The sequence below is a fragment of the Primorskyibacter sp. S187A genome (genome assembly GCF_049800955.1).
Classification (GTDB): domain Bacteria; phylum Pseudomonadota; class Alphaproteobacteria; order Rhodobacterales; family Rhodobacteraceae; genus JAKVBH01.
Genome location: NZ_JBNAGA010000005.1, coordinates 15,470 through 41,790, shown reverse-complemented (window position 1 = coordinate 41,790; position 26,321 = coordinate 15,470). Strand labels below are relative to the sequence as shown.

The 26,321-nt window shown below is 62.0% G+C and carries 17 protein-coding genes; 9 read left to right on the top strand and 8 right to left on the bottom strand.

Annotation, left to right across the window (positions count from 1 at the left end; genetic code table 11):
• The first annotated feature begins 8 nt into the window (after positions 1 to 8).
• Entirely contained in the window at positions 9 to 710 is a 702-nt protein-coding gene (locus tag ACP15S_RS19960) for a metallophosphoesterase (protein WP_425041410.1), read from the top strand.
• Positions 711 to 900: 190 nt separating this feature from the next.
• Positions 901 to 1,368 (top strand): hypothetical protein, encoded by a 468-nt coding sequence (locus ACP15S_RS19955; protein ID WP_425041409.1) that lies wholly within the window; start codon positions 901 to 903, stop codon positions 1,366 to 1,368.
• Between the two features lie 206 nt (positions 1,369 to 1,574).
• On the opposite strand, the gene ACP15S_RS19950 is transcribed toward ACP15S_RS19955, so the two are convergent.
• Positions 1,575 to 3,500 carry a tetratricopeptide repeat protein gene (locus ACP15S_RS19950; RefSeq protein WP_425041408.1) on the bottom strand — a complete coding sequence of 642 codons (1,926 nt, stop codon included), beginning with the start codon at positions 3,498 to 3,500 and terminating at the stop codon, positions 1,575 to 1,577.
• Between the two features lie 365 nt (positions 3,501 to 3,865).
• Between ACP15S_RS19950 and ACP15S_RS19945 the strand changes: the two genes are divergently transcribed.
• The 5 genes from ACP15S_RS19945 (at position 3,866) to ACP15S_RS19925 (ending at position 14,139) form a co-directional block, all read left to right on the top strand.
• Positions 3,866 to 6,511, top strand: a complete 2,646-nt coding sequence (locus tag ACP15S_RS19945; RefSeq protein WP_425041407.1) for a S8 family serine peptidase — start codon at positions 3,866 to 3,868, stop codon at positions 6,509 to 6,511.
• Positions 6,512 to 6,618: 107 nt separating this feature from the next.
• Positions 6,619 to 7,980 (top strand): M10 family metallopeptidase C-terminal domain-containing protein, encoded by a 1,362-nt coding sequence (locus tag ACP15S_RS19940; protein WP_425041406.1) that lies wholly within the window; start codon positions 6,619 to 6,621, stop codon positions 7,978 to 7,980.
• Positions 7,981 to 8,119: 139 nt separating this feature from the next.
• A complete protein-coding gene (locus ACP15S_RS19935) occupies positions 8,120 to 9,826 on the top strand; it encodes a calcium-binding protein (protein WP_425041405.1) in 1,707 nt (568 codons plus the stop codon).
• 110 nt (positions 9,827 to 9,936) lie between these two features.
• Positions 9,937 to 12,771 (top strand): calcium-binding protein, encoded by a 2,835-nt coding sequence (locus tag ACP15S_RS19930; RefSeq protein ID WP_425041404.1) that lies wholly within the window; start codon positions 9,937 to 9,939, stop codon positions 12,769 to 12,771.
• 45 nt (positions 12,772 to 12,816) lie between these two features.
• Positions 12,817 to 14,139 (top strand): LicD family protein, encoded by a 1,323-nt coding sequence (locus ACP15S_RS19925; RefSeq protein ID WP_425041403.1) that lies wholly within the window; start codon positions 12,817 to 12,819, stop codon positions 14,137 to 14,139.
• A 3-nt stretch (positions 14,140 to 14,142) separates the two neighbouring features.
• Here ACP15S_RS19925 and ACP15S_RS19920 read toward each other — a convergent pair whose 3' ends face one another.
• The 7 genes from ACP15S_RS19920 to ACP15S_RS19890 form a co-directional block, all read right to left on the bottom strand.
• Positions 14,143 to 15,861, bottom strand: coding sequence for a hypothetical protein (locus ACP15S_RS19920; protein WP_425041402.1), 1,719 nt, complete (start codon positions 15,859 to 15,861; stop codon positions 14,143 to 14,145).
• A 9-nt stretch (positions 15,862 to 15,870) separates the two neighbouring features.
• Positions 15,871 to 18,270 carry a hypothetical protein gene (locus tag ACP15S_RS19915; protein WP_425041401.1) on the bottom strand — a complete coding sequence of 800 codons (2,400 nt, stop codon included), beginning with the start codon at positions 18,268 to 18,270 and terminating at the stop codon, positions 15,871 to 15,873.
• Between the two features lie 66 nt (positions 18,271 to 18,336).
• A complete protein-coding gene (locus ACP15S_RS19910) occupies positions 18,337 to 19,350 on the bottom strand; it encodes a cyclase family protein (RefSeq protein WP_425041400.1) in 1,014 nt (337 codons plus the stop codon).
• Entirely contained in the window at positions 19,347 to 20,711 is a 1,365-nt protein-coding gene (locus tag ACP15S_RS19905) for a class-II fumarase/aspartase family protein (RefSeq protein ID WP_425041399.1), read from the bottom strand. The genes ACP15S_RS19910 and ACP15S_RS19905 overlap by 4 nt, the downstream gene beginning before the upstream one ends.
• A 27-nt stretch (positions 20,712 to 20,738) precedes the next feature.
• Complete coding sequence (locus ACP15S_RS19900) at positions 20,739 to 22,028, bottom strand: ATP-grasp domain-containing protein (protein WP_425041398.1); 1,290 nt, start codon at positions 22,026 to 22,028, stop codon at positions 20,739 to 20,741.
• Positions 22,003 to 23,040 (bottom strand): Ldh family oxidoreductase, encoded by a 1,038-nt coding sequence (locus ACP15S_RS19895; protein WP_425041397.1) that lies wholly within the window; start codon positions 23,038 to 23,040, stop codon positions 22,003 to 22,005. Before ACP15S_RS19895 ends, ACP15S_RS19900 begins: the two co-directional genes overlap by 26 nt.
• Positions 23,041 to 23,043: 3 nt before the next feature.
• The gene (locus tag ACP15S_RS19890; protein ID WP_425041396.1) at positions 23,044 to 23,934 is read right to left on the bottom strand and encodes a hypothetical protein; all 891 of its coding nucleotides are present in this window, start codon (positions 23,932 to 23,934) and stop codon (positions 23,044 to 23,046) included.
• A gap of 338 nt (positions 23,935 to 24,272) precedes the next feature.
• Between ACP15S_RS19890 and rfbA the strand changes: the two genes are divergently transcribed.
• Entirely contained in the window at positions 24,273 to 25,163 is an 891-nt protein-coding gene (gene rfbA / locus ACP15S_RS19885) for a glucose-1-phosphate thymidylyltransferase RfbA (protein WP_425041395.1), read from the top strand.
• The gene (locus ACP15S_RS19880; RefSeq protein WP_425041394.1) at positions 25,160 to 26,314 is read left to right on the top strand and encodes a DegT/DnrJ/EryC1/StrS family aminotransferase; all 1,155 of its coding nucleotides are present in this window, start codon (positions 25,160 to 25,162) and stop codon (positions 26,312 to 26,314) included. The genes rfbA and ACP15S_RS19880 overlap by 4 nt, the downstream gene beginning before the upstream one ends.
• Positions 26,315 to 26,321 lie beyond the last annotated feature (7 nt).

Below are 26,321 nucleotides of genomic sequence, written 5' to 3'. Positions count from 1 at the left end.
TGGCTGTCGTGGGAGATATACATGGCCGTCTTGATCTGCTGGACGCCCTGCTGGAGCGGTTGCAAAAGACGACGGACGCCCCCCACACGCGCCTGGTTGTCGTCGGTGACATGGTGGATCGGGGGCCTGATGCTGCGGGCGTTCTGGCTCTCTTGCATGATCGCATGAGCCGGCCCGCACCCTTTGCCCAGACCATTTGCCTGATGGGCAATCACGAACGGATGATGCTCGATTTCCTGTCGGATCCAGTAACCCATGGTCCGCGATGGCTCTCCAATGGCGGAGCGGAGACCCTGCACAGCTTTGATCTTTCCCCGGAGCGGTTCGGGCAGGGGGATGCCGATGCGCGCCTGCGCGCCCTGGGGCAGGCCATGAGAGAGGCGCTGGGGCCGGTACGGCTCGATTGGCTTTCGCAATTGCCGCTCTTTTGGCAGGAGGGAACACTGGCGGTCACACATGCCGCGGCCTTGCCCGGGCGTGCCATGGCCGATCAACCGCCTGAAGTTTTGCTCTGGGGTCACCCAGCGTTTCTGCGCGGGCGGCGCAAGGATGGGCTTTGGGTGGCCCATGGCCACACGATAGTAGCCGAAGCCGCCGCAGAGCAGGGGCGAATTTCCGTGGATACAGGGGCGTGGCGCACGGGATGTCTGAGCGCAGCCGTGATTGACGAGGAAGGTATCCGCTTCGAAAGCGTCGTTGCGCACAAGTAGGAATGCCGTCTGAGCTGCAAAGCGAAAAGGCCACCAAAGGCGCTGTGAGTGTTGCAACCAAGTAGAAATGTCACCACAGGGCGCGACGCGAGCAAGGCTTAGCAGCCCGGAGACCTCAAATATCGCAGGGCTGAAAAGCCTTGCGGATAACTGAATTGACGCCTGCCTTTTGACGATTCAAGCTATTTGAATGAAGAGCTTAGTGATGTCCGCCAGTTTCGCTCTTGGATTTTTTGCCCACCCGGCGATTGCGGAAGAAGAGTTGCCAACCCCTGATGTGATTGCCTGTTTGAAAGCTATAGAGCCTTTAGACTTGCGCTACCGTGGCTGGATGGAACAGCAATGCGTCGGCGTTGCGGGCGACACCTGTGTCGCGATTGATCGTGGCACCGGAACTTGCTTGTCAGAATTGGTTGAGTCAATGCGTGCCTTCTATGCGGCCTTGTCTCCGCTTTTGCCCAACACGATTGAGGGAAGCGGCTTCCAAGTGAGGGGATATGAGCGCGCCTTGAAGCGAGCAACCGATACATTCGAGAATGTTCCCGAATGCGCAGAACTGGACGGGTATGAGTTCACGACATGCGAATATATCCAGTTAGGTGTTGCCACGACTGATCTGTTTTATCGTGCAAGGCAGGCTGAAGTCTCCTTGCCTTAACTCATGTCTGCGCGTTCTTTACGTCGTCGCTCATAATATGCTTCCTTCTTTGAAGGTCGTCCTGGCGGGCGGCGACCCGTCTTCTTGTAGCCATTCTTCGCACTGACTGGTTTGACTTTGTGCGGCGGTGCAGCCTTCTCCTGTTCCTTTTTGATGTGGGCAAGGACAGTGTGAGCGATACCTGTAATCCTGATTATGTAAAAAGATTACCCATTTGCCTGGCGTGCTTTATAACCCGCCACACCCTCGCAGATGGCGGCGTAAAACTTTCCGGGCGCCTGTTTGCGCCGTTCCTCGAGCAAGCTCCATTGCTGGCGCAGGAGTTTGGACCGCGTGGTTGTGTCCACCAGAAGGCTGCGCGCCATGGCAAGCCCCTCTGAGAGCGCATCCTCCGCAAAGACCGCCTCCGCGGGCTGCAGCGGGGCCACATCGGAATGCTCAAAACACAGGATCGGCACATCATTGTTGCGCGCAATCGAGGCCCCGCCGCCGCCGCCCGTAAAGCCCGGCGGCTGGAAGAAGAGCGCGGCGGAGGCGGCCATGTGATAGAATTCGTCGTAATCGAGCACGGGATGCACCACGATCCGCCCGGCCTTGCGCATCTGGGAGAAGCGCTTGTGCTTCTCAAGCAAGGCGTCCGGGGCATCCGCCCCGATCAGGTGCCAATCCGCATCCGGCACCCGGTCCAGAAGATCGAGGATCCGGTCCACCTCGCCCTGCGTGTAGCCATGCAATGTCTTGTCGAGCCGCACCCCGACCCAGGCCGTCACGATGCGCTTGCGGCTGTGATCCATCTTGCTCATGCTCTCGGGGATCACGGCCGCCTGCAGGCCCGGGAACGGCGGATAAGGGCTGTAGCGAATGGGGGCATCCTGAGGATCGCCATTCAAAGGATGAGGCCCCCGCGCGATGATGACGTCGCAGATTTCGTCCACATCATTGTTTGATTGTACGAAGAAAAAGCCGGTGGGCACGTATTTGTACAGGATGTGGCGCACCACGAGACTTTCATTGGCATGATAGCCCGAACGCCCGCCGCCATAGAGGATCATATCAGGCTCCATCTCCATCAATGTCCTGCAGGTGTTCATCACCCCGCGCAAACCGAAGCTCTCAAAATACCGCACATCGATACGCGCCCGCAGGTCCTCGGGGATCTTCTCCTCGATGAAAGCCTTGAGCACCTTGATATTGTCGGGCCGGTAGTAATCCTCGAACCCTGCATTCCAGCTGATCTGGCGTTCATAGGTGGCCACGAGGCTCACGCGGATATTGGGGTCCAGCTGGGTCAGGGCGGCGGCCATGGAGAGATAGAGATGCTTGTGCGAATGCACGGCGGAAATCTTGATCACATCGAGGCAAATGATGATGTGGCGCGGCTGATCGGGCACAATGCGCGCGGCCAGACCATCACGCTCCAGCACATCGCGCGCATAGGCCACGATGGGATCCACCATATCGCGGCGCACTTTGAGATAGATCGAATAATCCACCGCCTCGATCGCCTGCGACATATGCTCTGCCGCCCTGACACGATCCCCCGCCTCCAGCGCCTCCAATGCCAGCTGGGCATTACAGCGCATGACCTTGCGGCGAATTTGCTGGGTGATTTTCTCATCCCCCCGCGCGGTCATGGAGGAGGTGCGATACCAATAGTCCAGCGAGCGGCGCCATTGCTCCTGCTGAAATGTGCATTCTCCAAGGAGACGATAGACATCCCGATGCGGCACGCCTGACGCCAGCGCCTCCTCAAGGATGGTCATCGCCTGCTCGATCTCCCCCAGTTTGATGTATTCCCGCGCCAGATTGGCCTTGGCTCCGATGAGTGGTTGCATCTTCGACATGGCCGCCTGCATCGCCTCGGAGGGGGTGGCCTGTGAGCCAATGCGCTCAGATTGGAAGTCTGGCGGTGGTGTGGACGCGGCGTGATCCAAGGCCGCGGTCTCCTGAGATGGTTCAGACGTTGTTGATTGCTCCGCATCCTGTGCCGATCCGGCGTCTGGTGCAGATACCAGGGCTGATCCGGGCGCGCGTGCGGCCAGACGCGTTGCATTGGCCACAGGGCCTGTCACATCAGCGCCCTCAGATGGCGGCGTGGCGGCACTCGAAGAAAGGGATGCGGAAACAGACACGGGACGACACAATCCTATCGAAAACACAGGGTTCAAATGCGCGATATCGTTCAGCGCCCGGCCTTTTGTGGACATAATCTTGGATGATTATCTCCGGCAGGGTCGCAGCCTCTGCACCGGGTCGGCTCTGACGTATCACCAGACCGCAGTACCAAGCCCCCGGCCCTGCCACAAGTCAACGAAGTCTTAAGACGCGGTCTACAGGATCTGCACATGTCCCTTTCTGCTCGTCATGACATGCACCCCATGCGCCCGGCCAGACCCCGCGCCTTGCAGCGGCAAACCCCTCAAATCGAGCGAAAATATGCCCAGGCCCGACAGAGCGTCACGTGGTGTGATGCGCGCGCAGATGGTAGCTTTCCCGCATGAGTGCGACATCGAATCCCCTCTTTTCCCAGCAATGGCATTTCCCGCTGATTGGCGAGATCGAGACCGTCTGGCAGGCGTATACAGGCGCCACGATCCAGATCGGGGTCTATGATGACGGCACCGAGCAATTTCATCGTGATCTGAGCGCCAATTACGATGCCAGCCTGCATTACCGCGGTCTGGGCAGCGATGATGGCCAACCGTCCAATTCCTCCGCCTCCCATGGCACCGCCGTCGCTGGCATCATCGCGGCCGCCAACAACACCACCGGCGGTGTGGGTGTTGCCTATGATGCGACGATTACGGGCGTGGATTTGCTCAATGATGTCTTCGCACAAGGTGGATCGGTGGTTCTCGATTCCCTGCGCTACATGGCGAATTTCGACATCACGAACAATTCCTGGGGATATATCCCGACCTATGCCGCCTTCCTGAACCTGACCAACAGGTTTTCCCAATCCAGCCGTGAGGCCGAGGCCTTTGCCGTTGCCACCAGCACCGGGCGGGACGGGCTGGGCACAGTGATCGTCAAGGCGGCCGGCAATGATGCCAATAGCAGCTTTCTCGAAAACACCTATGGGCGCTATGGCAATGCCCAGGGCGAAGGGCTCAATTCCCTGCACACTATCGTCACGGTCGCCGCGACCGGGCGCAGCGGGGATGTCGCCAGTTATTCCAACTGGGGAGCGAATGTGCTGATCGCCGCACCCGCGGCCTCTGTCACGACAGACCGGGAAGGATCGCGCGGCTACAGCTTCAATGATGTGACCACAGGTTTTGGCGGCACCTCTGCCGCCACCCCCGTCACATCAGGCGTCGTGGCGCTGATGCTGGAGGCCAATGACGATCTTGGCTGGCGCGATGTGCAAAACATCCTCGCCCTTTCGGCCAGCCACACCGGCTCGGATTACGGCAGCAATGGCCAGATCTATGAACAGGGCCGCTGGTTCTCCAATGGGGCTGAGCATTGGAACGGGGGCGGCATGAGCTTTCACCTCTCCTATGGCTTTGGCATGGTGGATGCGCGCGCCGCCGTGCGCATGGCAGAGGCCTGGGACCTCCTGCACGACAGCCCCGCGACCACCGCCAATGAGCGCACCCAAAGTGTCGTCCAGAACGGCACCCAGCAATGGGACAATGGCACCCGCAGTTTTACGCTCAACGTGCAAAACGACATGGCGCTGGAACATCTCTACATCCGCCTGATCGGGAGCCACACCGCCATTGGCGAACTCTCCGTCAAACTCGAGGCCCCCACGGGTGAGATCTATGATCTGTTCCTGCGCGAAGGCCGCTTTACCGACCTGCCCGGCTCCTGGACCTTCGGGGTTGCCGGCGTGCTGGACATGGCGGCCCGGGGCACCTGGCAGGTCCATATCAGCGATCACGTCACAGGCAACAGCACGCGGATTTCACAGGTGCAGATGGATATGCACGGGTCTGAGGCCCGCGCGGACACACACCATCACATCACGGAAGACTTTCGACTCTATGCCGCCCGCGACACGGATCGGCGCCTTCTGCGAGAGACCGACGGCGGACAGGATTGGCTCAACCTCGCCAGCCTTCAGGGCGATGTCGATCTGGCGCTGCGGGACGGTGGGGCGCTGAGTGTAGACGGGACCCCATGGGCCACGATCGAGGGCCGGATCGAACAGGTCATCGCGGGCGATGGGGATGACACTCTGCGGGCCGATGGCGCAGACAATGCCCTGCATGGCGCGCGCGGCGATGACAGCCTGCGCGGCGGTGGCGGGGATGATACGCTGGAGGGCGGCGCAGGCGCGGACCGGTTGCACGGCGATGCCGGTCATGACCGGGTCTCCGGGGATGCGGGCGCAGATCTGCTGGTCGGCCGGGATGGCAATGACACTCTGGACGGCGGCAGCGCGGCAGACAGGCTTTATGGAAATGACGGCAGGGATGCGCTCTTCGGCGGCAGCGGCGCCGACACTTTATCCGGGGGCAATGACGCGGACCGGCTCGAGGGCGGCACAGGCGCCGACAGCCTGCGCGGCGGCAATGGCGATGACACGCTGGAGGGCGGCGACGGTGCAGATGCATTGCGTGGCCAGAACGGCGACGACCGGCTGACCGGCGGCGGCGGAGAGGACACGATCAACGGCGAGGATGGCGATGATTGGGGTCAGGGCAGCGATGGGGATGACATCGTGCTGGGCCGCGCCGGGAATGACACATTGCGCGGGGGTGCCGCCGATGATCTCATTTACGCAGGCCAGGATGACGATCTTGTGGCCGGCAACGACGGGGATGACACGCTGGAGGGCGGCTCCAATAACGACCGCCTCTTTGGGGGCAATGGCGATGACCTCCTGGTTGGTGGCCCTGGCGCCGACACGATGTCTGGCGGTGCGGGGGCGGATGTTTTTGTCTTTGATCTGACCCGGGATATGATGGCGGATGTGATTTCCGATTTCATCAGTGGCGAGGATTTGCTCGCCATCAGCGGCCCTGTGCCGGAACTGGCGCTTGTTGCAGAATTCAGCGGCCGCGCAGGCGAGCTGCGCTATGATGCTCAGACGGGACAGCTCTTCGTGGACAGCGATGGCGATGGAACGGGCACCCGCATTCTGACCCTGACGAATGCGCCTGATCTGAGCACCGGGGATTTCTTCCTCTAGTGCTTAAAAAGCTGCGGTTTTTGGCCCTCTGTGGCCCAAGCCACGCCTCAAAATCGCCCCATGTCTGAGGGACGTTTGGCCCGGGGACCCAAAGACATGGATTTGTGATGACCGCTGCCAGCGACCTTGAACGCCATTTTGTTGATCTCGTGAATGCAGAGCGCACATCGCGCGGGCTTGATGAGGTCAAAATCGAACTCAATCTCAACCTGGCCGCCGATCGCCACAGCCAGTGGATCACCGATGCGGACACGTTCAGCCATACCGGTGTCGACAATTCCCGCCCCATTGACCGGATGCGGGATGCAGGCATGGATTTTGCAGGCGCATCACGGGCCACGGAAAACATCGCGGCGGTCTCGGTCTCGGGCACGTCGAGCTATCTCGACGAGGTGGCACGCCTGCACAACAATCTGATGAACAGCTCCGGCCATCGCGCCAATATTCTGGATGCCGGTGTCACCTATATTGGCCTGGGCATTGCCTTTGGCCCCCTGACCTACAACAGCGGTGTCTTTGAGTCCGTGATCGTGACACAGAAATTCGTCGGCACCTCGCAAGGTGTGCCGGATCTTGATCTGATGGGAGATGGCGCGGCAGATATCCTGATGGGCGCGCAGGGCGACGATCAGATCAACGGCGCGGGCGGCAACGACTACCTCGAAGGTCTGGCAGGAGATGACAGCCTGCGAGGAGAGAATGGCGCGGATACGCTCGAAGGCGGTGCGGGCGACGATACGCTGCGCGGCGGGGCGGGCGAGAATGACCTTCTGGGCGGTGCCGGGGCAGACAAGCTCTATGGCGATGACGATGACGACAGCCTCGACGGCGGGGCTGATGACGATCTTCTGGCCAGTGGCGGCGGCGCGGACGATGCCCGCGGTGGCACGGGCGCCGATACGATCTACGGCAATGGCGGGGATGACACGCTGCGCGGCGAGGATGGCGCGGATTGGGCCTCCGGCGGTAGCGGCGATGATCTGCTCGCAGGCAATGATGGCGCAGATACCATGCGCGGCTCCTCCGGCGAAGACCGGCTCTTTGGCGGGGCCGATGATGATTTGCTTGCAGGCAATTCCGGCAATGACCTGCTACGCGGCAGCGCGGGCGAGGACCGCCTGTTCGGGGGCAGCGGCAATGATACGCTCGAAGGCGGCAGCGGCGCAGATGTGCTGAACGGGGGCAGTGGGGCAGATGTCTTTGTGTTCGAAAACATCTCCGACAGCCGTCAGGGATCCGGCAGCCGCGATCGGATCACCGATTTCGAGGTCGGGCTCGACAAGATCGATCTCTCTGCCCTGGGCGACACTCTGAGCTTTGTTCAAAGCTATTCCGGCACCGCCGGCGAGCTGCGCTACAATCAGGAGATCGGCAGGCTTTATGTCGATATCGACGGAGATGGCGGCTCGGAATTTGCCATCGACCTGGTGGGAGATCCCGCGCTGAGCGCGTCTGATCTGATCCTTTAGCCAGCTCTTCGCCCCCCCAAAATTGGCCGGGGCAGATCACGACCTGTTCATCACTCTGGTGAAAATCCTGACTGGGGCATGGGGTAATCTGTGGTAGCGTGCAACCCGGATTGCACGCATTTCAGACAGGAGATTTCCCATGCCCGATGTCGCTTTGACAACAAATTCCATTGGCAGCGGCACCCGCGCCAATCTTGGATCGGATCTTGGCGCCGCCGGCGTTGTGGCCTCCGGCATCACTGTCGGCAGTTTCACCACCACGGCCATCGTTGGATCAGGCAGCAATCAGGATTTCTTTGTCTTTGGGAGCGTTTTTTCTGAATCCGGTTATGCCATCAACATGTCAGGCAACCGCGCCTCGGTCATGGTTCAGGCCAGCGGACAGGTCTCATCCAGTACGATCTCGGACCTTGCGGCGATCCGGCTATCGGGCGACAGAGCCAACCTGACCAACCTCGGCGCCGTCAGCGGGGGCACCGGAGTTGAGCTCAGCACCATCGGCACCGATACGATGCAGGTGAGCAATCATGGCCTGATCTCAGGGTCCGGGCTTGGCTTTTCTGGCACGGATTATGCGCCGGAATATGGCGCAGGCATTACCATCGATGCCGGGATCTACGGCGGTGCAGGCCCGGTCTCACAGATCAACATCACCAACACCGGCACCATCTCTGGCGCCCGTGACGAGGCCAACGGGCCGGGTTTCGCGGTCTGGATTGACAGCTACACCATCCCCGGCGAGTTCCAGCGCAACGCCGAAGATGAGGCCAATGTGGCCGTCCGCATTGAGAATTCGGGCACGCTCTCGGGCCGGGTCAAACTGCTCAATCAGAATGACCGGATCGACAATTCCGGGCTGATCACCGGTAATGTCGAGCTGGGTCTGGGGAATGATCGCTATGACGGGCGGCAGGGTGAGGTTCAGGCCATCGTCTTTGGCGAGGGCGGCGATGACACGCTGATTGGCGGCGCCGAGAGCGATGACTTTGTTGGCGGCACCGGCGATGACAGCATGTTTGGCCTTGATGGCGCTGATTTTCTGAGCGGCGATCTTGGTGATGACACGCTCTTTGGCGGCGCAGGCGATGATGATCTCTCGGGCGGCTCCAATGATGACGATATCTTCGGCGGCTCCGGCGATGATGTCATCAATGGCGACAGCGGGGCGGACTTTATCCGCGGCGAGAGCGGCGACGATACAATCAATGGCGGATCGGCCAGCGACACAATCGATGGCGGATCGGGCGAGGAGAACATCTCCGGCGGCTCCAGCGCCGATGTGATCTTCGGCCGCTCCGGCGATGATTTCATCCGGGGCGACAGCGGCTCGGACACGATCGAGGGTGGCGCGGGCGACGATACGATCTCGGGCTCCACCGGCAATGACAGCATCAATGGCGGATCGGGCGGCGATCGCATCTTCTCAGGCGCCAATAACGATACGCTGCGCGGCACGCTGGGCGATGATTTTCTCTCCGCCAGCTCCGGCAATGACAGCCTCTCGGGCGGGTCTGACAATGACACGCTCGATGGCGGTACAGGTACTGACACGCTCTCGGGGGGCACCGGCGCGGATGTCTTTGTCTTTGACAGCGCCTCAGACAGCCCCAGCAATTCCACGCGCGACACGATCACCGATTTCACCGCAGGCGAGGATGTTATCGATCTGTCGGGGTTCTCCGGCACGCTGAGCTTCGTGTCGAGCTACACCGGAGCGGGCAACGAGGTCCGCTACAACGACAGTATCGGGCGGCTCTATATCACCACGGATACCGATGCGGCGTCGGAATTCTCGGTGGATCTCGGGGCGGGTGCCGGGCTCACCGAGGATGATCTGATCCTCTGAGCGCGTCAGAAAAGCAATAGTCGGCCGAGCGCCGCAGGAAAGCTGTGGTCCCCTCCGGGAGCCATCGGTAATGTACGGGCAAAATACATCCGATCCCGAGGCACATCCCCATGAGACTGACCTATGCAAGCGACAACAGCGCTTTCTTCAATGATGCGTTTTTTGACGAAACCAACGCTATAGCCATCACATTGCTGTCTCAAAGCAGCACGCAGATTGTCTTGCAGAACACCAGCACCGGCATCATCACCACGTTGAACGGGTCCGGTTTTGTCCTCAGTGACACCGCAGCCCCGCAAGCCGGCACCATCTCGTCCATGTCGATGACAACCGGTGGCGGCACACCGCTGGGCTCTGTGGGCAATATCAGTTGGGGCCTCGTGGCCTTTGATGACGCGCTTGATGCTCTCGATCAGGGCAATCCCAATGGGCTCGCGGCTCTGCTCAATGACAGACCCATCGTCATTGACGCCAGCGCCGCCACCGGGTCCATCGATTTCGAGACGGCTTTCCGGAATTTCGCGCCGATCATCACTCAACCGATCACGTACCTCGACAGCCCCTTCAGTGATTTCATCGTTGGGGGCACAGGCGATGACCGCATTCTGCTGGGCGCACAATCAGGCGCCACCAATGCCATAATCGAAGCCACCCAGGGCAATGACACGATCAGCTTCTCCGGCCTTGGCGATCAGGCCTTTGCCTTTATCGATTATGATTTTGACTACGGGGGCACGGGCCCCCTCACCGCCACACTCAACGGCCAGCTCAATATCGGCACCATCGCCACCTCCGGCTTCACCGACAGGCTGCTGGACATAGACGCCATTCTGAGCGCCGATGGCCTGGGGCTGGGCGGCACAACCGGGGATGACACGTTCAACATCACCCTCGATGCCCCCCACTGGATCGATATCGAAGGCGGCGAGGGCGATGACGTCTTCAACATCACGCTCAATGATGGCGTGGTCCGGCTGACCTATCTCTTTGGCGCACAAATGGCTCCCAGTTCCGGCATCGTGGTGGATCTCGAGGCCGGCCTGGTCTCCAATGATGGTCTGGGCGGGCAAGACACGATCACGGTTGCCGACACCAGCGGCGGGCTCGAAATCCGCGCCACGGATTTTGACGACCTGCTCGAAGGCTCTGATGGCAACGAGAGCTTCATCACCGAGCGCGGCAACGACACGGTTGATGGCAAGGGCGGCATCGATCAGATCCGCTATGACAGATCAGATGTGACGGGTGTCACGGTCGATCTCGAGGCCGGTACGGCCAGCGGCACATGGGAAGGCACCGCCTTTACCGATCAGCTCACGGATATCGAAGTTGTGCGTGGATCGCGCACAGCCGCCGATACGCTCCGTGGCAGCGCGGGCGAAGAAACACTGGATGGCAATGGCGGGAGCGATCTTCTGGTGGGCCGGGGCGGCAATGATCTGCTGCTTGGCGAGGAAGGCGACGATACGCTCGAGGGCGGCGCTGGTGACGATATACTGCAGGATGGCGCGGGCAACGATAGCCTTCTGGGCGGTGATGATGATGACACCTGGGAAATGGACACAGGTGAGGACACGTTTGACGGCGGCGCCGGCATCGACACGATCCTTGTCGATTTGAGTGGTCAGATGCCCCAGGAATTCGTTGTCGAGGTTGATTTCGTCGCAGGAGACAGCGGCGCGCGCGGCACCACGGACCTGCGCGATACCTTCATGAATGTGGAGAATTACACGCTCATCGGGGATTACGACATCGACATGCTGGGCGATGGCATGGCCAATACGCTGCGCAGTGATCTGGGCGATGATACGCTCGGAGGCGCAGGCGGCGCAGACAGGCTCATCGCAGGCGCAGGCAATGACAGCCTGCTGGGGGATGATGGCAATGACAGCCTCTTTGGCCAGGATGGAGACGATACGCTGCGCGGGGGTGCTGGCGAAAACCGTCTCTCCGCCGGCGCCGGCGATGACAAACTCTATGGCGGCGATGATGCGGACACCATGATCGGCTCCTCCGGCGAAGACCTGCTGGCGGGCAATGATGGCGACGATTCCATGCGCGGCGGCTCCGATGATGATCGCCTCTTCGGCAATAGCGGAGATGACACGCTTGATGGAGACAGCGGCGCGGATTCCCTCTCTGGCGGCAACAACAACGACAGCCTGCTCGGCGGATCGGGAGATGACACGCTCCTGGGTGGCAATGGCAATGATACGCTGCGGGGCGAAGCCGGTGACAACACCCTCGAGGGCGGCGCTGGCGATGACAAGCTCTACGGCGGGGATGACGCCGATACGCTTGAGGGCGGCGCGGATGATGACCTGCTGGTCGGCGCACAGGGTGATGATCGCCTGCTGGCCGATGAGGGCCGCGACACGCTCTATGGCAATGCCGGAGAGGATACGTTGAACGGCGGCGCAGGAGATGACTGGGCCTCGGGCGGCGGTGACGATGACCTTCTCCTTGGCCGTGAAGGCAATGACACGATGCGCGGCTCCTCCGGCGATGACCGCTTCTTTGGGGGTGCGGATAATGATGTTCTTGCCGGCAATTCCGGCAATGACACGCTGGAGGGCGGATCCGGCAATGACAGGCTCTTTGGGGGCGGCAATAATGATCGCATCATCGGCGGCGCGGGCGCCGATGTCATGGGCGGCGGTGCTGGTGCGGATGTGTTTGTCTTTGAGGCGGTCTCCGAAAGCGTACAGGGCTCCGGCACACGGGATCGGATCACCGATTTCACCGTCGGCGAAGATCAGATCGACCTCTCCGGCATTGCCTCCGGGCTTACCTTCGTGACGAGCTACACCGGCGCGGGCAACGAGGTTCGCTACAATGGTACGATCGGGCGGCTCTATATCGATATCGATGGGGATGGCAGCTCCGATTTTGGACTGGATCTGGACGGGGATCCCGCCCTCACAATATCCGACCTCGTCTTGTAAGGGGCGCTACAGCCCCCTGCCCTGATCTGTCCTGAAAGGTACGCTGTGCGTCGACAGCTTTTTGATCTCTACCACGCTCATCTGGCCCGGCCCTTGCGCCATGTGCCAGGTGGGCTGCGGGGCCGTGTGGCAGGTCACCTCTTCCAGGCCACACGCCATCCCGATTTTGCCTTTGCCCATGCGCGCATGCTCACAGACCGCGGCCAGCAGGCCGAGGCATCAAAGCTCTATGGCGGACCAGAGGCCGCCCCCGTCGAAGATCCCCTCTTCGCAGCCCGCCTCCAGTCGGCGGGCAAGGAGCCTCCCGCGCTGCCCGCCCCTCTGCGCGGCTTTCTGCAAGCCCAGATTGGCTATCTTGGCCTGCGTGTCAGCGCATCGCTCAAGACGGCGGAGCCTGTGGAGCTGACGCTGGAGCTGGATGGCTGCGTGCTGCGGCGCGAGACATTGCAATCCAAAGCCGGGCGCGCTGTCTTTCGCATGATCATTGCCCGTCCCGTCCTTGAGCGCTTCCCCCCTGAGGCGCTCTTGCAGGCACGGGTGAATGGCGCGCTTTTGCCCACATCCGAAGCAGGCGCGGGCTGGCAGATCCATATGCCCCATGGCCAAGGCGATATCGCCCGGATCATCGAGGCCCGCGGTCCCTTGAGCAAAAAGGGCCAGTTCCGCCTGAACAGTGCCGAGTTGGAGGCGCGTCAGGGCGGCTATCTGGCGCTCTACAGCGCATTGAAAGACGTCTTCGCAGAAGACTTTCAGCGGCCGCTTGTCGTTCTCTATGGCACGCTTCTGGGGCAGGTGCGCGCGCAGGATTTCATCCCCGGGGACGATGATTTTGATGTCGGCTATGCCGCCCCCCAGACCGACCCTGATGCCGTGCGCTCTGACGCGCTGGAGATCATGGCGCGGCTGGCCGCACGGGGGTTTGTCATTGGTTTCAACGAACAAGCCCGGCCCTTCCGCATCCGCCAGGAGGGTGGTGACGTCTGGTGCCACCTCGACAACAGGCCCGTTTTCAGCCCCGAAGCAGGCAGCCGCGAAGTCTGGCTGCACAAGCATGCGGCCCTGCCCCTGCCCCTGTCGCATTTCGAAGCCGCAGAGACCGCTGTGATGCGAGGCACAGAAATCCTCAGACCTCAGCATCCTGAGCAATTTCTGGAGGCCTATTATGGGCAGGGATGGCAGGTACCGGATCCGGGATATACCAATACGGGCCGAAGCTTGCCCCCGCAGGCGCGCCGCGCATTGGCCCGTCTCTGCCTAAGTGACCGCGAACAGCGCGACCTCGCGGCCCGCTATCCGAGCAATGTGGTGCCTGTCCGCCACCAAGCACTCTACCCGCTCTCAGGATATGCCGCCCGCGTGGGATTTTAGGCTCTATTCCACTGCTTTTCGGGCGTGATAGGCCTCAACTGTCTCGCAAAGACACCCATAGAAGCCTTGCGCGGCCGTCTCACGTATCCATTGCTTATGCGCAATCTGGCGCGAGACAACCTCCGCCCATGCTGCATCGCTTTGCAGGATCTCACAGGCCTTGGCCGTCAACCCGGCCATGTCACGGGTCTCGAACACAGTCTCGGGCGGCTGGCGGCCAGAGACATCACTGTCCCGACAGGTCAGGATTGGCACACCTGCCTTGCGCGCGACCGCCGCGCCCCCCGACCCGCCGGTGAATCCGGGGGGATGAATGAAGAGAGCCGCCGCCTCAACGCGTGTGACAAACTCCGCGAAAGGCAGGACAGGATGCACGACGATCTGACCCTTGGCCACCCGCTTGCCAATGACCGGCAAATCCCGCGCCAGACCTTCCGGATCAGCGGCCCCAATCATATGCCAGACCGCGCCGGGCACGCGGTCCAACAGGGCAAAAAGCGTCTCTAATGTTGCACGATCCTGCTGCGCGAGGCGCGCGCGCATCCTGAGCCCGGCAATCGCAGAGACAATGATCTTGCTCCCTCGCTTTGCGGGCGTGATCTCAGGCGGTGGCGGCTCGGTCTCATCATTCACAATGGTGGGATAAGGCTGCACCCGGATCCGGGCGGCGCCGGCATCGCCCTCAATGGCATGTGGGCCACGGGCAATGATCATATCCAGCGCCGGATCGACCTGATTGTTGGATTGGATGTAGAAAAAGGCACTTGGCAGATGCTCGAACAGAGCATGGCGCACCACCCGGCTTTCATTGGAGAAGAGCCCGCGATGACCGCCCCCGTACAGCACCACATCCGGCTTGAGATCCAGCATGAAGCGACATGTCTCCAGCACCCCTTCAAGCCCGGGGCTCTCGCGCATGTGCAAGAAAAAGCGCGTGCCATAAAGCGGCCCCAGAGCCGCAGCCGCCTTTTGCGCCGCAAGCACGCGCCGTTGCGGATCAAAGGCGGAGGCCACAACAGGGGTCGTGACCGCAAAGCGTTCACGGGTCACCACAAGATGGGTCGTGAGGTTCGGATCCAGTTCCAGCAGATTGCGGCAGATCGCAAAGAGGACGCGGGCATGGGTGTGCACGTCAGATATTTTGAGAATATCGAGACACAATACGATCACATGTGGTTTTTGCGCCGAAACAGTGACTGTTTCTGGCCCCTGCCCGTCTTCCGCCAGAGCCCTGCGCAGATAGTGGCTGACAGCGTCCAGAATGATCGGCTCGTTTTTGAGCATGCGGTGATCTGGCAGGCTTTCAACCACCTGCGCGACCAAGGCAGCGGCCTTGCGGGTGTCGCCTTGCGCAAACAGGGCCATCGCCTGATGCGCCCGCGCCCGGCGCAGCCCGGCCAGCGCGTGGCGCGTTTTTCGCAGCGCATCGTCTTCAGGCGCGTCGGGCTGGAGCGGCGTCAGAACGGCAGGCGGATCTCCGGCCTCACCGCGCGGCGGGTGGCTCAGAATGGCCAGATGCTGCCAATGGCCCATGGCCGCCGCCCAATCGCCCTGCTTCTCCGCTGCCATGGCCTGATGGCGCAGATGCAAATCCTTCAGACCCGGCCGGGCCGTGAAATAAGACAGCGCCTCCCGCACCCGCGCCTTGAGGGATTTCGGCAAGGCGCGTTTGAGCCGGTTGGGCACAAGCTTGCGGTAGCCGGAGAGAAAGAGGCGCTCCATCCCCCTGGATTAGCCCAGGGCCTGCGCCAGCCTGTCCCGGCCAAGCCTGGCCGCCTCGGACAGGCAGCCATGGAACCCCTGCACAGAGGTTTCACGGATCCAGTTGGTATGGGCAATCTGACGCTCGGCAATGCCCACCCAGGCATCGGCATCTTCAAGCAGGCCAACGGCCATCTCGGCAAAGCCTGCGATATTGTCTGTCTCGAACACGGTCTCTGGCGGCTGGCGCCCGGAGACATCGGAGTGATTGAACGTCAGGATCGGGATGGCCGCACGACGCGCCACAGCCGCCCCGCCCGAGCCCCCGGTAAAGCCCGGAAGATGCAGAAACAGAGACGCTTGTGTCACAAGATCGGTGAAGTCCTCAAACGGCATGACCGTATGCAGGACAATCTGCCCCTCCGTCATGCGCCGGGCAATTTCGGGGTTCTTGGCGCGCACCATCTTGATGTCGCGACAGCCAATGAAATGCCATACCGCGCCGGGCACACGATCGAGGATAGAGAAGAACCCCGCCATCTCCTCGGCACCCATCTCGGAGAGCCGCACGTCCATGCGGACCCCCGTGATGGCGGAGACAAGTGTCTTGCTCTCATGCTTGGCGGGATCAACAGGTTGCTGCGCGGCGCTCAGGGCAGCATCAACAATCGTGGGATAGGGCTGCTCCCGGATCGTGGCCCTGCCCGGATCCCCCTCAACCGCATGGGGGCCGCGCGTGATGATCATGTCGAACTTGGGATCCACCTCGTTATTGGCCTGAATGTAGAAGAAGACGGCTGGCAGCAGATCATAGAGCACATGGCGCACCAGACGGCTTTCATTGGAAAACAGCCCCCGGTGCCCACCACCGTAAAGAACGACATCGGGCGTCAGGGCGAGGATGTGCTGCGCCACTTCCGCCACCCCCTCAAGCCCTGGTGCGAGATGGCTGTGCAGGTGAAAGCGCGCGCCAAACAGATCCCCCAGCGCGGCCCGCGCACGCTCTTCGACATCCGCATCCCGCGTGGGATCGAAGGCTTCCGCCACAACAGGTGTTGTGACGGCAAACCGTTCATGGGTGATGACCACATGGATCTCGAGCCCGGGATCATGCAGGAGCAGATTGCGGCACATGGTAAAGATCACCCGGGAATGGGTATGCACCTCGGAGACCTTGAGAATATCCATCGCAATGACCACACGGCGCAGCCCTGCATTTCCAACCGACGGTGTGAAGAGACCCTCCTCACGCAGGGCGTCTTGCACATACAGCCGCGCCACCTCCAGAATGCGGGGATCATATTTCAACAGCCGCTGGTCCGGCAGGCTCTCCACGATCCGCACAGCCATTTCGCGAAAGGCGCGCATCTGGCCCGCCTTATGCGCATCCAGCGCCTGTTCGACCCGCACCCGGCGCAGGCCCGTGCGTCCGACATTGGCCTGACGCGCCCGGGTTTCGGCATTTTGGGCTTTGATCGTGCCGCTCTTGGTCGAAACCGGGTTCATGATCGCGGCATAAAGCTGCCAGTCGCGGGCGGCCGCCTCCCAATCCGCGCGGCGCTCTGCCATGCGCGCGGTCAGGGACAAAGCGCCTGCACTGTCCTCCCGACGCTCCTGAAGCGGCGCGATAAGGCGGGCGGCTGCGTCGCTTTCATCCATGTCGAGAAGCCTGTGCCCATAGCGCAGGGCAAACTGCCAGAGCTGGTCGGACGTAGCGTCCCCGACATGCGCCGCGCGTGTCTCCAGAAACAGATCCCATTGCGCCAGAAGCGCCCAGACGGGCTCGGTTTGCGCTTGGGTCTGATAGGCGTTCATCAGCATTTCGAGCAGAGCCTTGTAAACCTGCGGGTAGACCGTCTGATAGGCTGGAAAACACGACAGGACCGGCTGCAGCGTAAACACCGCAGTGGTCGAACGCCCGGCCCGGTTCTCCGCTGCGGCCAAGGCGGCACAGGCTTTGCACAGACGGCTCTGCTGGGGGGGTTCAAGCCTGTCGGCGCCCTGCCAGAACGCCTCAACAGATGCCTGCAATTGCGCCAAATCCCCTGAAACAGGCTCTGTATCATCCGCTGGAGGCAAAGGCATATCAAAAGCCGTGAGCGCTTGCCCCACGCGGTCCCCCTGCAACAGCGACGCGAGGCGGATGTTCCGCTCCATCCGGATCAGTTTGCGCAGGCCTTTCCCGCGCAGCTTGCTCTTTGTCAGGCTCAGCGCGGCCCAGACATCAAAGGCCAGGCGCAGATTGCCCTGCTCCTCAGCCTGCCATCCCAAACTCTGCAATTGCTCGGGCTTGTTGTGCATCCGTGCGATAATCTTGCGCCAGAAACGCGCTTCGCTCTGTCCTGAGGGATCGCGTTTGTGCAAGGCCGCAGCCGTGCCAAAAAGCGTGCGTTTGACACCAGAACGTAAGCTGGAGCGAAGCGAGACCATGGGCAGCTCTTCCTTGAAGTTGGGCCCAACCTACGCAAGAGGGGCCGCCGCTTCAAACCGTTCTGCTCAGACTGTGGCGATCGGTGTCGCCGGGGAGCCCACAGCCCCCGTAAGCCGCAACGGGGGCGCCGTCAGCAGGAACCGCGAGCGCCCCTCCGCCTCCAGATATTCCGCCAGATCGCAGAGCTGCCAGAGCTCAGCCAGAGGCACGCCAAGTTTGAACAGGCAATGCTCGTGCAAGGGCAGGATCGAGCCGCAATAATCGTCCGGCAGGGGATTGCCCGCGGCCTCCACCGCGATGTTGTCGGAAATGAGTGCGGCCACGCCTGAATCGCTGATCCATTGCAAGAGCCGCGTGTCATGACCATCGAGCACCGCGCAGGCCTTCTTGATCGCCGGGTCAGGATTGCCCGCGCCTTTGAGGATCATCCGGTCGATGCCCGTCCAGAAGAGCGCCATGTCGCCCTCTTCGATCTCGATCCCATCCGCCTCCATGACACGCATCAGATCGTCATAGCCAACATCGTGTCTTTCATTGCCGAAATGCTTGTGCAGGTTGATAAGCACCCCGCGCCCCTGAACACCGTGGGCCGCGAAATTCTCGATCCCAAGCTTATGGGCGCATGTAACGTGATTGTCGTCCATCGTCAGGTCTTCGCCCGCGCGGAACCCGTTGTAATAGACCGGCACATCCGTCCCATCACCCATCACATCGAAGTTCGAGCCACGATGGGCCAGCGCATCCCATTGGGTCGAATATTGCGTGTAAAGCAGCACCGCATCATCGGCGGCGATATCGGGGAAGCGCGGGTCGAACTCACGCCAATTGTAGTTGAAATAGGGCGCGTCATTGCGGATCACGGGCCGCAGGGCGGGCGGGAAGCGCACCGGCGAGAGCACATTGCCACCGGGCAGATCAAGCGGCAGCGACAGACAGAAGGTGCGCCCCTCGCGCACCTCCGCAATACCTTTTTTGACCTGTTCGGCCCCCACGAGGTTCATCCGGCCCAACTGATCATCCGGGCCCCAATCGCCCCATGTGGAGCCTTCGGGGCGGACCTTCCATCTCGGGTTCGTCATTGTACAAATCCTTGTTGTGCTGCGCGGGCCAAAACCGCATCCACCATGGCCCCGCAGGAGCCGGTATAATTGCCGGGATCGAGCAGGTGATCGATCTCTGAGGTGCTAAATTCCGCTGTAACAGTCTCGTTTTCCAAAAGCGCGTCGCGCAGATGCCGCCCACTGTCCATGGCCGCAGCCGCAGCCCCTGTGACCACCTCATGGGCCGCGCCGCGCCCCAGCTTGGGGGCAAGGCCCGACATGACCGCTTCCGACATGATCAGTCCGCCACCCGAATTGAGCGTACGCGCCATAGCCGACACATCCACATCGAGCCTCTCCAGCATGGGGCGTGCGTGATGCAGTGCGCCGGAGGCCAAGAGGAACGCCTCGGGGATCACCATCCATTCCACGGGCATGGCGGCGATGCCGCGCTCGTGTTCCTGAATCTGGCTCTCCATCATCTGCGGCACCAGAGCGCGCATCCGGTTAGCAATCGCGATGATCTGGGGGCAGGCAATGGGATTGCGTTTCTGCGGCATGGCCGAGGAGGCGCCGCGCCCGGGCACATAAGGTTCACGCACCTCCGAGATCTCGGAGCGCATGAGCATGGCCACTTCCGTGCCGATCCGACCCAGAAGGCCGCCCACGAGACCGAGCCAGAAGATCACCTCGGCGAAGCTGTCGCGGCCCGTATGCCAGGTGATGTCAGGATCGCGCAGCTCCAGCTCGCGCGCGAGTGCGGCGCGCACCTCGGGGCCCTTCTCGCGCAGGGGCGCCAGCGTGCCCACGGCGCCGCCATATTGCACCGCCAGCGCGCGGTGCTTGATCTCGGGCAGCCGCGCGCGATGGCGCAGGGCCTCATCAAGCCACCCGGCGACCTTGTAGCCAAAGGTGATGGGCACGGCATGTTGCTGAAACGTGCGACCCGCCTGCGGCGTATCGCGATGGGTGGCAGCCAGCGTCACAAGGGCCGTGATCACCCCATCAAGCTCCGCCTCGATCATCTCGAGGCCCGCGCGCATCTGCAACACGAGGCCCGTGTCGAGCACATCCTGCGTGGTCGCGCCCCAATGCACGTAGCGCGCCGCATGCTCCGGGCAGGCGGCGGTGAGCTGTTTGACCAAAGGCACGATGGCAAAGCCCACCTTCTCATAGGTCTCTTTCATGACCTCGGGATTGAGATTGTCGAGCGTTGCCGCAGCGCTGATCGCCTCAGCGGCCTCCGCCGGGATCACCTCACAGGCGGCTTCCGCCCGGGCCAGTGCCGCTTCAAAATCAAGCCAGGATTGAAACCGCCCCGCATCCGAGAAAAGCGCGCGCATCTGGGGCGTGCTGAACTGATCGGCATAATAGGGGCTGTCATAGAGAGATGCGGTCATGGGATAAAAAGGCCTTTTTGGGCTGAATTAGTCTCTTAATTGGCTCAGAACATCGCGCCTTAGCAGCGCGTGGCCCTGGGTGTCATAGGCTTCAATCCGGGCAATGGCCGCCCGGGTGCGGGCAAAGGCTGTCGCGCTATCTGGCGCGGTCACAAGGAAGGCACCCACACGCGAGCGGGTCGACATATCGTCACCGATCTCCATGCCGGGCGTCTTGTAAGGCATCCAGCGCGCGATCACGCCCTCCTCCAGCAGTGCCTCTATCCCTTCGATCCGGTCAAAGGTGCCGGGCGCGGCGTAGAGCGTATTGGTCATGAGCACGATACCGGGCGGATTGAGGGTGACCTCAACAGGATTGCCGAGCCAGCTGTCGAGCGAGGCCTCGATGGCGTCGAACCCCGAAACCTGTTTCGTGACAGCGGAGCCCGTACCACCAGAGAGACGCGGGGAGAACTCGATGAGGTGGAACCCACGCGGCGAGAGGAACCCCTGCACGAGCATCGGCACGTTATCCAGATCAAAGGCCCGGGCCAGCTTGCTCAGGGTTTCCTCGACCTCTGCGGCCTGATCGCCTAGATCGTGGGGGGCGATGGAGCCCGTGGATTGGATGACCTTGCCCTCGGGCACGCCGATCATCGGGAATTTGCGGCGCACCAGAACGATCCTGGCGCGGCCCTTTTCGATGAAACAATCCACCGAGAGCTCGTCACCTTCCAGAAATTCCTCCACGATGGCCTCGCCCACGCGGCTGATCTCCAGCGCGGTTGTGAGATGAGTGCGCAGCGCGGCCAGATCATCGGCCCGGCGCACACCATTGGAGCCATTGCTGTCGGCGGGCTTCACGATGAGCGGGAAATGCAGCGCGGCGATTTTCGTCTCTAACCCAGCCAAATCTGCCTTGGTCAGAGACACATGGCGCGCCGTGGGCAGGCCTGCCTCGGCCAGCCTGTCCTTCATTGCGCCTTTGTTGCCGATCAACGCGGCGGTGGCGAAGCTGTAGGGCGCAGGCAGGCCCAGCCGCTCGGAGACCTGCGCTGCGATGACATTGGCCTGATCCACGCAAGTGGCAATCACCAGCGATGCGCCCTCTGCGCGCGCCACAGCCTCAACAGCCTCCGGATCGAGCGTGCTTTCCTGCACATGCAGATCCGCATGGGGCGCGGCAGGCGGGGCGTCGAGATAATCCACCAGAACGACCCGCCATCCACGCGTTTTCAGAGACTGAATAAGCGCAATATGGGGCGCCGTGCCACCAAGGACGAGGGCCGTGGGCACGGGACGCGCGACCATCTCAGGCGCGCCCCAGAGCGGCGACATTGGTCTCAGCCGCCAGAGCGTCGAGCTTGGCCAACACGGCCTCGGAGAGCGGCACGCGGGACCCCTGCGCCGCCAGGGTCCGCGCCGCCCGCTCGCCGGGCAGGGAGACTGCGCCCTCGGCACCTGCGGCCTTGGTCGCGGTGATCAGGGCCGCCATCTGCGCATCATACTCTTCGCGTGGCAGGAGACGGTCGAGATCAATGGCCAGCAGCATATGCCCACAGCGCGACGGACCATCGGGCGTGTTGAGATTGCGCGCCTGCCCGCCCGAGGCCGAGCGCGTCATGAGCCCGGCCATGACATCGACCACCAGCGAGAGCCCGTAACCCTTGGCCCCGCCCAGAGGCAGCATGGAGCCTGCCAACGCGGCATCCGGATCGGTGGTGGGCTGGCCATTGGCGTCAAGCGCCCAATCGCCCGGGATGCTCTCCCCATTGGTCTGCGCCAGTCGGATCTTGCCGCGGGCCACCTGCGAGGTGGCCATGTCAAAGATAATCGGCGGATGGCCCTCCGGCGTGGGAAAGCCCCAGGCCATGGGGTTCGTGCCAAAGACCGCGCGTTGCCCGCCGGTGGGCGCGATGGCCGGTGCGGCGTTGGAGAAGATCTGCACCGCCATCCCCTGCCCCACGCCGTGTGCGGCGATAAAGGCGGCGGTGCCAAAATTGTGGGAATGGCGGATGCCCACCATGCCGATGCCGGTTTCGCGCGCCATGGCAACGGCGCGGTCCATGCCCCGGATCGCCGCCACTTGGCCAAAGCCATCGCCCGCATCCAGCAGCGCCATGGCAGGTGCGGCGGAGAGCTCGGTCAGCGGCGTTTCGGGCTGCATCAGACCCTGTTTGAGCCGGTGCACATAGATCGGCAGGCGGCTGGCCCCATGGGTGCCCTTGCCAGTGCCATGGGCGTAAACGATAGAGGCCACGATGATCTCTGCATCCGCCTCGGGCACGCCTGCGCCTATGAGCACCTGAGCGCAAAACCGCTCGAGGTCTGCCTGCAAGACATCGGGCATGGTTCAGCCCTTCTTCGGTGCAACAGTCACGGCATCGGGGTAGTATTCATCAAGCATGCGCTTGACGAGGGTCACCTGTTTGGAGCGTTTGGCGGCATCGGCATCCGAGCTGTCCCAGCTGTGGGTCTTGGCGACCGAGCCGCCTGTCTTGAGATAGATGGGGGCGGCCACGCGCACCATCTCGGGCACCTCGTAGTGACGGATGAAGCCGCCGGTGGAGGCGGGATTTTCCGTATGCACATCAAGCGGCACATCCACCGCGGCGCGCATCGCGGCCAACATCTGCATCTGGATATCGCGCACCGGGTTGATCGAATTGGCGCCAATCCCCACGAGCATCGCCGCCGCGCAGGGATTGCCATGGCCGGTATGGGCGGAGACCTTGAAGCGCACGCCCTCGGGGATATCGCCCGCCGCGCGCATCTGGTTCATCAGCCACAGCTGCCCTTCGTCATAGACGAGATAGGACATCACACCCAGATCCACCCCCCGGCGGATCTCCTCGGTGGCGCGGATGACCTGCTCCTGCCCGCGCAGGCGGTAGCCCATGCGCAGCCCTTCGGGCGTATTCACGGAAGCCGAGGTATCGGTTGTGGCCCGCGGGCCTACGGAGAGGACAAGCTCGACGCCCGCCTCAGCCGCCATATCCACCATGGCGGTGATCTCGCTATCCAGCAGCGTCATGACACCCTTGGTCTGGGTGACCCGGTGAATGGGCACGCCGTTTTTGGCCACCGCCTCCATGAGCGCGGCCATGGCAGAAGGCCCTTGAATGCCCGGCACTTCAAAGCGGTATTGCGCGCCATCCTCAAAGCGTTTTTCAGAGGTCGGCAGATCAAAACAATCTCCCGCGGGCTGGCCGATACGGGTGAGAAAATCGCGGGTTTTTTGCATCATATATCTCTGTTTGCATCGGCCCCGGAGGGGGTGGACAGGGGCCGGAAAATCCGCGCGGACCATAGGAGCGGGGCCTTGGGGTGTCAACGCGGGCCCCTGAGGGGGCAGGCGCATTCCAAAGCGGATTTCCGGGCATGGGCAACACCCCGCCCGCAAAGGCACACAGGGGCTTTTTTCCAGTGGTGCCGCGAGGTCAAAACCCCTATGGAAAGCAAAAGAGCAGCATATTTTCCGGCAGGCCTCCATGGCAGCGGAGATCGGGCAAACGCCCGGCAGACCCGATGCGTCCCGTGGCCTCCCCTGTCGGCAAGACATTGGAAGGACATCGAGGGACCATGAGCCAGGCAACACCTCGCAAGGGCATCATTCTGGCCGGTGGATCAGGCACCCGGCTTCATCCCATAACGCGGGCCGTGTCCAAACAACTGCTGCCCATCCATGACAAGCCGATGATCTATCATCCCCTCTCGGTGCTGATGCTGGCAGGAATGCAGGACATCCTCATCATCACAACGCCCGATGACATGGCGCAATACCAGCGCCTTCTGGGCGATGGCAGCCAGTTTGGCATCCGGCTCAGCTATGCGATCCAGCCCAGCCCCGACGGGCTGGCGCAGGCCTTCCTCATTGGCGAGGAGTTCCTGGATGGCGCGCCCTGCTGCCTGTGTCTGGGCGACAATATCTTCTACGGGCCCGGCTTCACCCAGTTGTTGCGCGACACGTCCGCCAAAACCGAGCAAGCCACAGTCTTTGCCTATGCGGTCCATGATCCCGAACGCTTCGGCGTGGTCGAGTTTGATGAGGACCGCAAGGTGCTCTCGGTAGAGGAAAAGCCCGCAGCGCCCAAAAGCAATTTCGCGATCACGGGTCTTTATTTCTATGATCATGACGTGGTCGAGATCGCCAAGGATGTGAAGCCCTCTGACCGGGGCGAATTGGAGATCACCGATATCAACCGCGCCTATCTGGAGCGCGGCGATCTTTATGTGGAGCTTCTGGGGCGTGGATTTGCCTGGCTGGATACCGGAACCCATGCCTCGCTACTGGATGCCTCGACATTTGTTTCTACCATTGAAGCGCGTCAGGGCTACAAGATCGCCTGTCTCGAAGAAATCGCCTATACTCAGGGATGGATCGGGCGGGATCAATTGCTCGAACAGGCCGAAGCGCTCAAGAAGACCGATTACGGCCGCTATCTCTTCATGCTCGCGGGGGAGCAGACATGACAGACGACACCAGCGAAAAGAAAATTCACGTCACCCAGCCCTTCCTGCCACCGCTGGAAGAGTTTCTGCCTTACGTTGAGGAGATCTGGGAGAACCGTTTCCTGACCAATGGCGGCCCGCTGCACCAACGGCTGGAGCGCGATCTGGCGGATTATCTGGGGGTTGAGCATCTGGCGCTTTTCAACAACGGCACCATCGCGCTCATCACTGCGCTGCAGGCGCTGGAGATTACCGGCGAGGTCATCACCACGCCGTTTTCCTTCGTGGCCACCACCAATGCGCTCATCTGGAACAAGAACACGCCGGTCTTTGTCGATATCGACCCCGAGACGCTCAATCTCGATCCCGCCAGGATCGAGGCCGCGATCACCGACAAGACCTCCGCCATCCTGCCCGTGCATTGCTATGGCAACCCCTGTGATATGGAAGCGATCCACGAGATTGCCGAGCGCCACGGGCTCAAGGTGGTCTATGACGCGGCCCATGCCTTTGGCGTGCGCGACGCGCAAGGCTCGGTTCTGGCGCGCGGCGATCTGGCGACGCTGTCCCTGCATGCCACCAAGGTCTTCAACACGTTTGAGGGCGGCGCCATCATCTGCCCCGATGCGGAGACAAAGGAGCATATCGACCAGCTCAAGAATTTCGGCATTGTCGATGAGCTGACCATCAAGGTCGCGGGCTCCAACGGCAAGATGAGCGAGATCCATGCCGCCATGGGTCTGGCACAGCTGGGACATATCGACGCCTGTATAGACCGGCGCGGCGAGATCGATGCCGCTTACCGCGCGGCGCTGGCCGATGTACCGGGGATTGAGCCCTTGCCCAAACTGGGACAAACACGGGCCAATTACGCCTATTTCCCGGTGATCCTCGATGAGCGCTATCCGCTCTCGCGCGACGAGCTTTATGATGCGCTGCGCGCGCAAAACATCCTGACGCGGCGCTATTTCTTCCCGCTGCTCTCGCAGCTGCCGATGTATGCGGGCCTGCCCTCCGCCGGGGCGGAGAACCTGCCTGTGGCCACGGAAATGGGCCGCCGGGTGCTCTGCCTGCCGATCTTCCCGGCGATGGAAGACGGCGATATCGCGCGGATCTGCGCGGCGCTGCGCGCGCCCGTCTCTGCCGGGATCATCCCCACCGCCGCCGAATAACGAGCCC

Bases quoted from the DNA above. Each gene is read 5' to 3' on its own strand.
- ACP15S_RS19935 (WP_425041405.1), top strand. From the start codon at position 8,120: ATGCCCGATGTCGCTTTGACAACAAATTCCATTGGCAGCGGCACCCGC.
- ACP15S_RS19915 (WP_425041401.1), bottom strand. From the start codon at position 18,270: ATGGTCTCGCTTCGCTCCAGCTTACGTTCTGGTGTCAAACGCACGCTT.
- ACP15S_RS19940 (WP_425041406.1), top strand. From the start codon at position 6,619: ATGACCGCTGCCAGCGACCTTGAACGCCATTTTGTTGATCTCGTGAAT.
- ACP15S_RS19900 (WP_425041398.1), bottom strand. From the start codon at position 22,028: ATGTCGCCGCTCTGGGGCGCGCCTGAGATGGTCGCGCGTCCCGTGCCC.
- ACP15S_RS19930 (WP_425041404.1), top strand. From the start codon at position 9,937: ATGAGACTGACCTATGCAAGCGACAACAGCGCTTTCTTCAATGATGCG.
- ACP15S_RS19905 (WP_425041399.1), bottom strand. From the start codon at position 20,711: ATGACCGCATCTCTCTATGACAGCCCCTATTATGCCGATCAGTTCAGC.
- ACP15S_RS19955 (WP_425041409.1), top strand. From the start codon at position 901: ATGAAGAGCTTAGTGATGTCCGCCAGTTTCGCTCTTGGATTTTTTGCC.
- ACP15S_RS19880 (WP_425041394.1), top strand. From the start codon at position 25,160: ATGACAGACGACACCAGCGAAAAGAAAATTCACGTCACCCAGCCCTTC.
- rfbA (WP_425041395.1), top strand. From the start codon at position 24,273: ATGAGCCAGGCAACACCTCGCAAGGGCATCATTCTGGCCGGTGGATCA.
- ACP15S_RS19895 (WP_425041397.1), bottom strand. From the start codon at position 23,040: ATGCCCGATGTCTTGCAGGCAGACCTCGAGCGGTTTTGCGCTCAGGTG.
- ACP15S_RS19890 (WP_425041396.1), bottom strand. From the start codon at position 23,934: ATGCAAAAAACCCGCGATTTTCTCACCCGTATCGGCCAGCCCGCGGGA.
- ACP15S_RS19910 (WP_425041400.1), bottom strand. From the start codon at position 19,350: ATGACGAACCCGAGATGGAAGGTCCGCCCCGAAGGCTCCACATGGGGC.
- ACP15S_RS19945 (WP_425041407.1), top strand. From the start codon at position 3,866: ATGAGTGCGACATCGAATCCCCTCTTTTCCCAGCAATGGCATTTCCCG.
- ACP15S_RS19920 (WP_425041402.1), bottom strand. From the start codon at position 15,861: ATGGAGCGCCTCTTTCTCTCCGGCTACCGCAAGCTTGTGCCCAACCGG.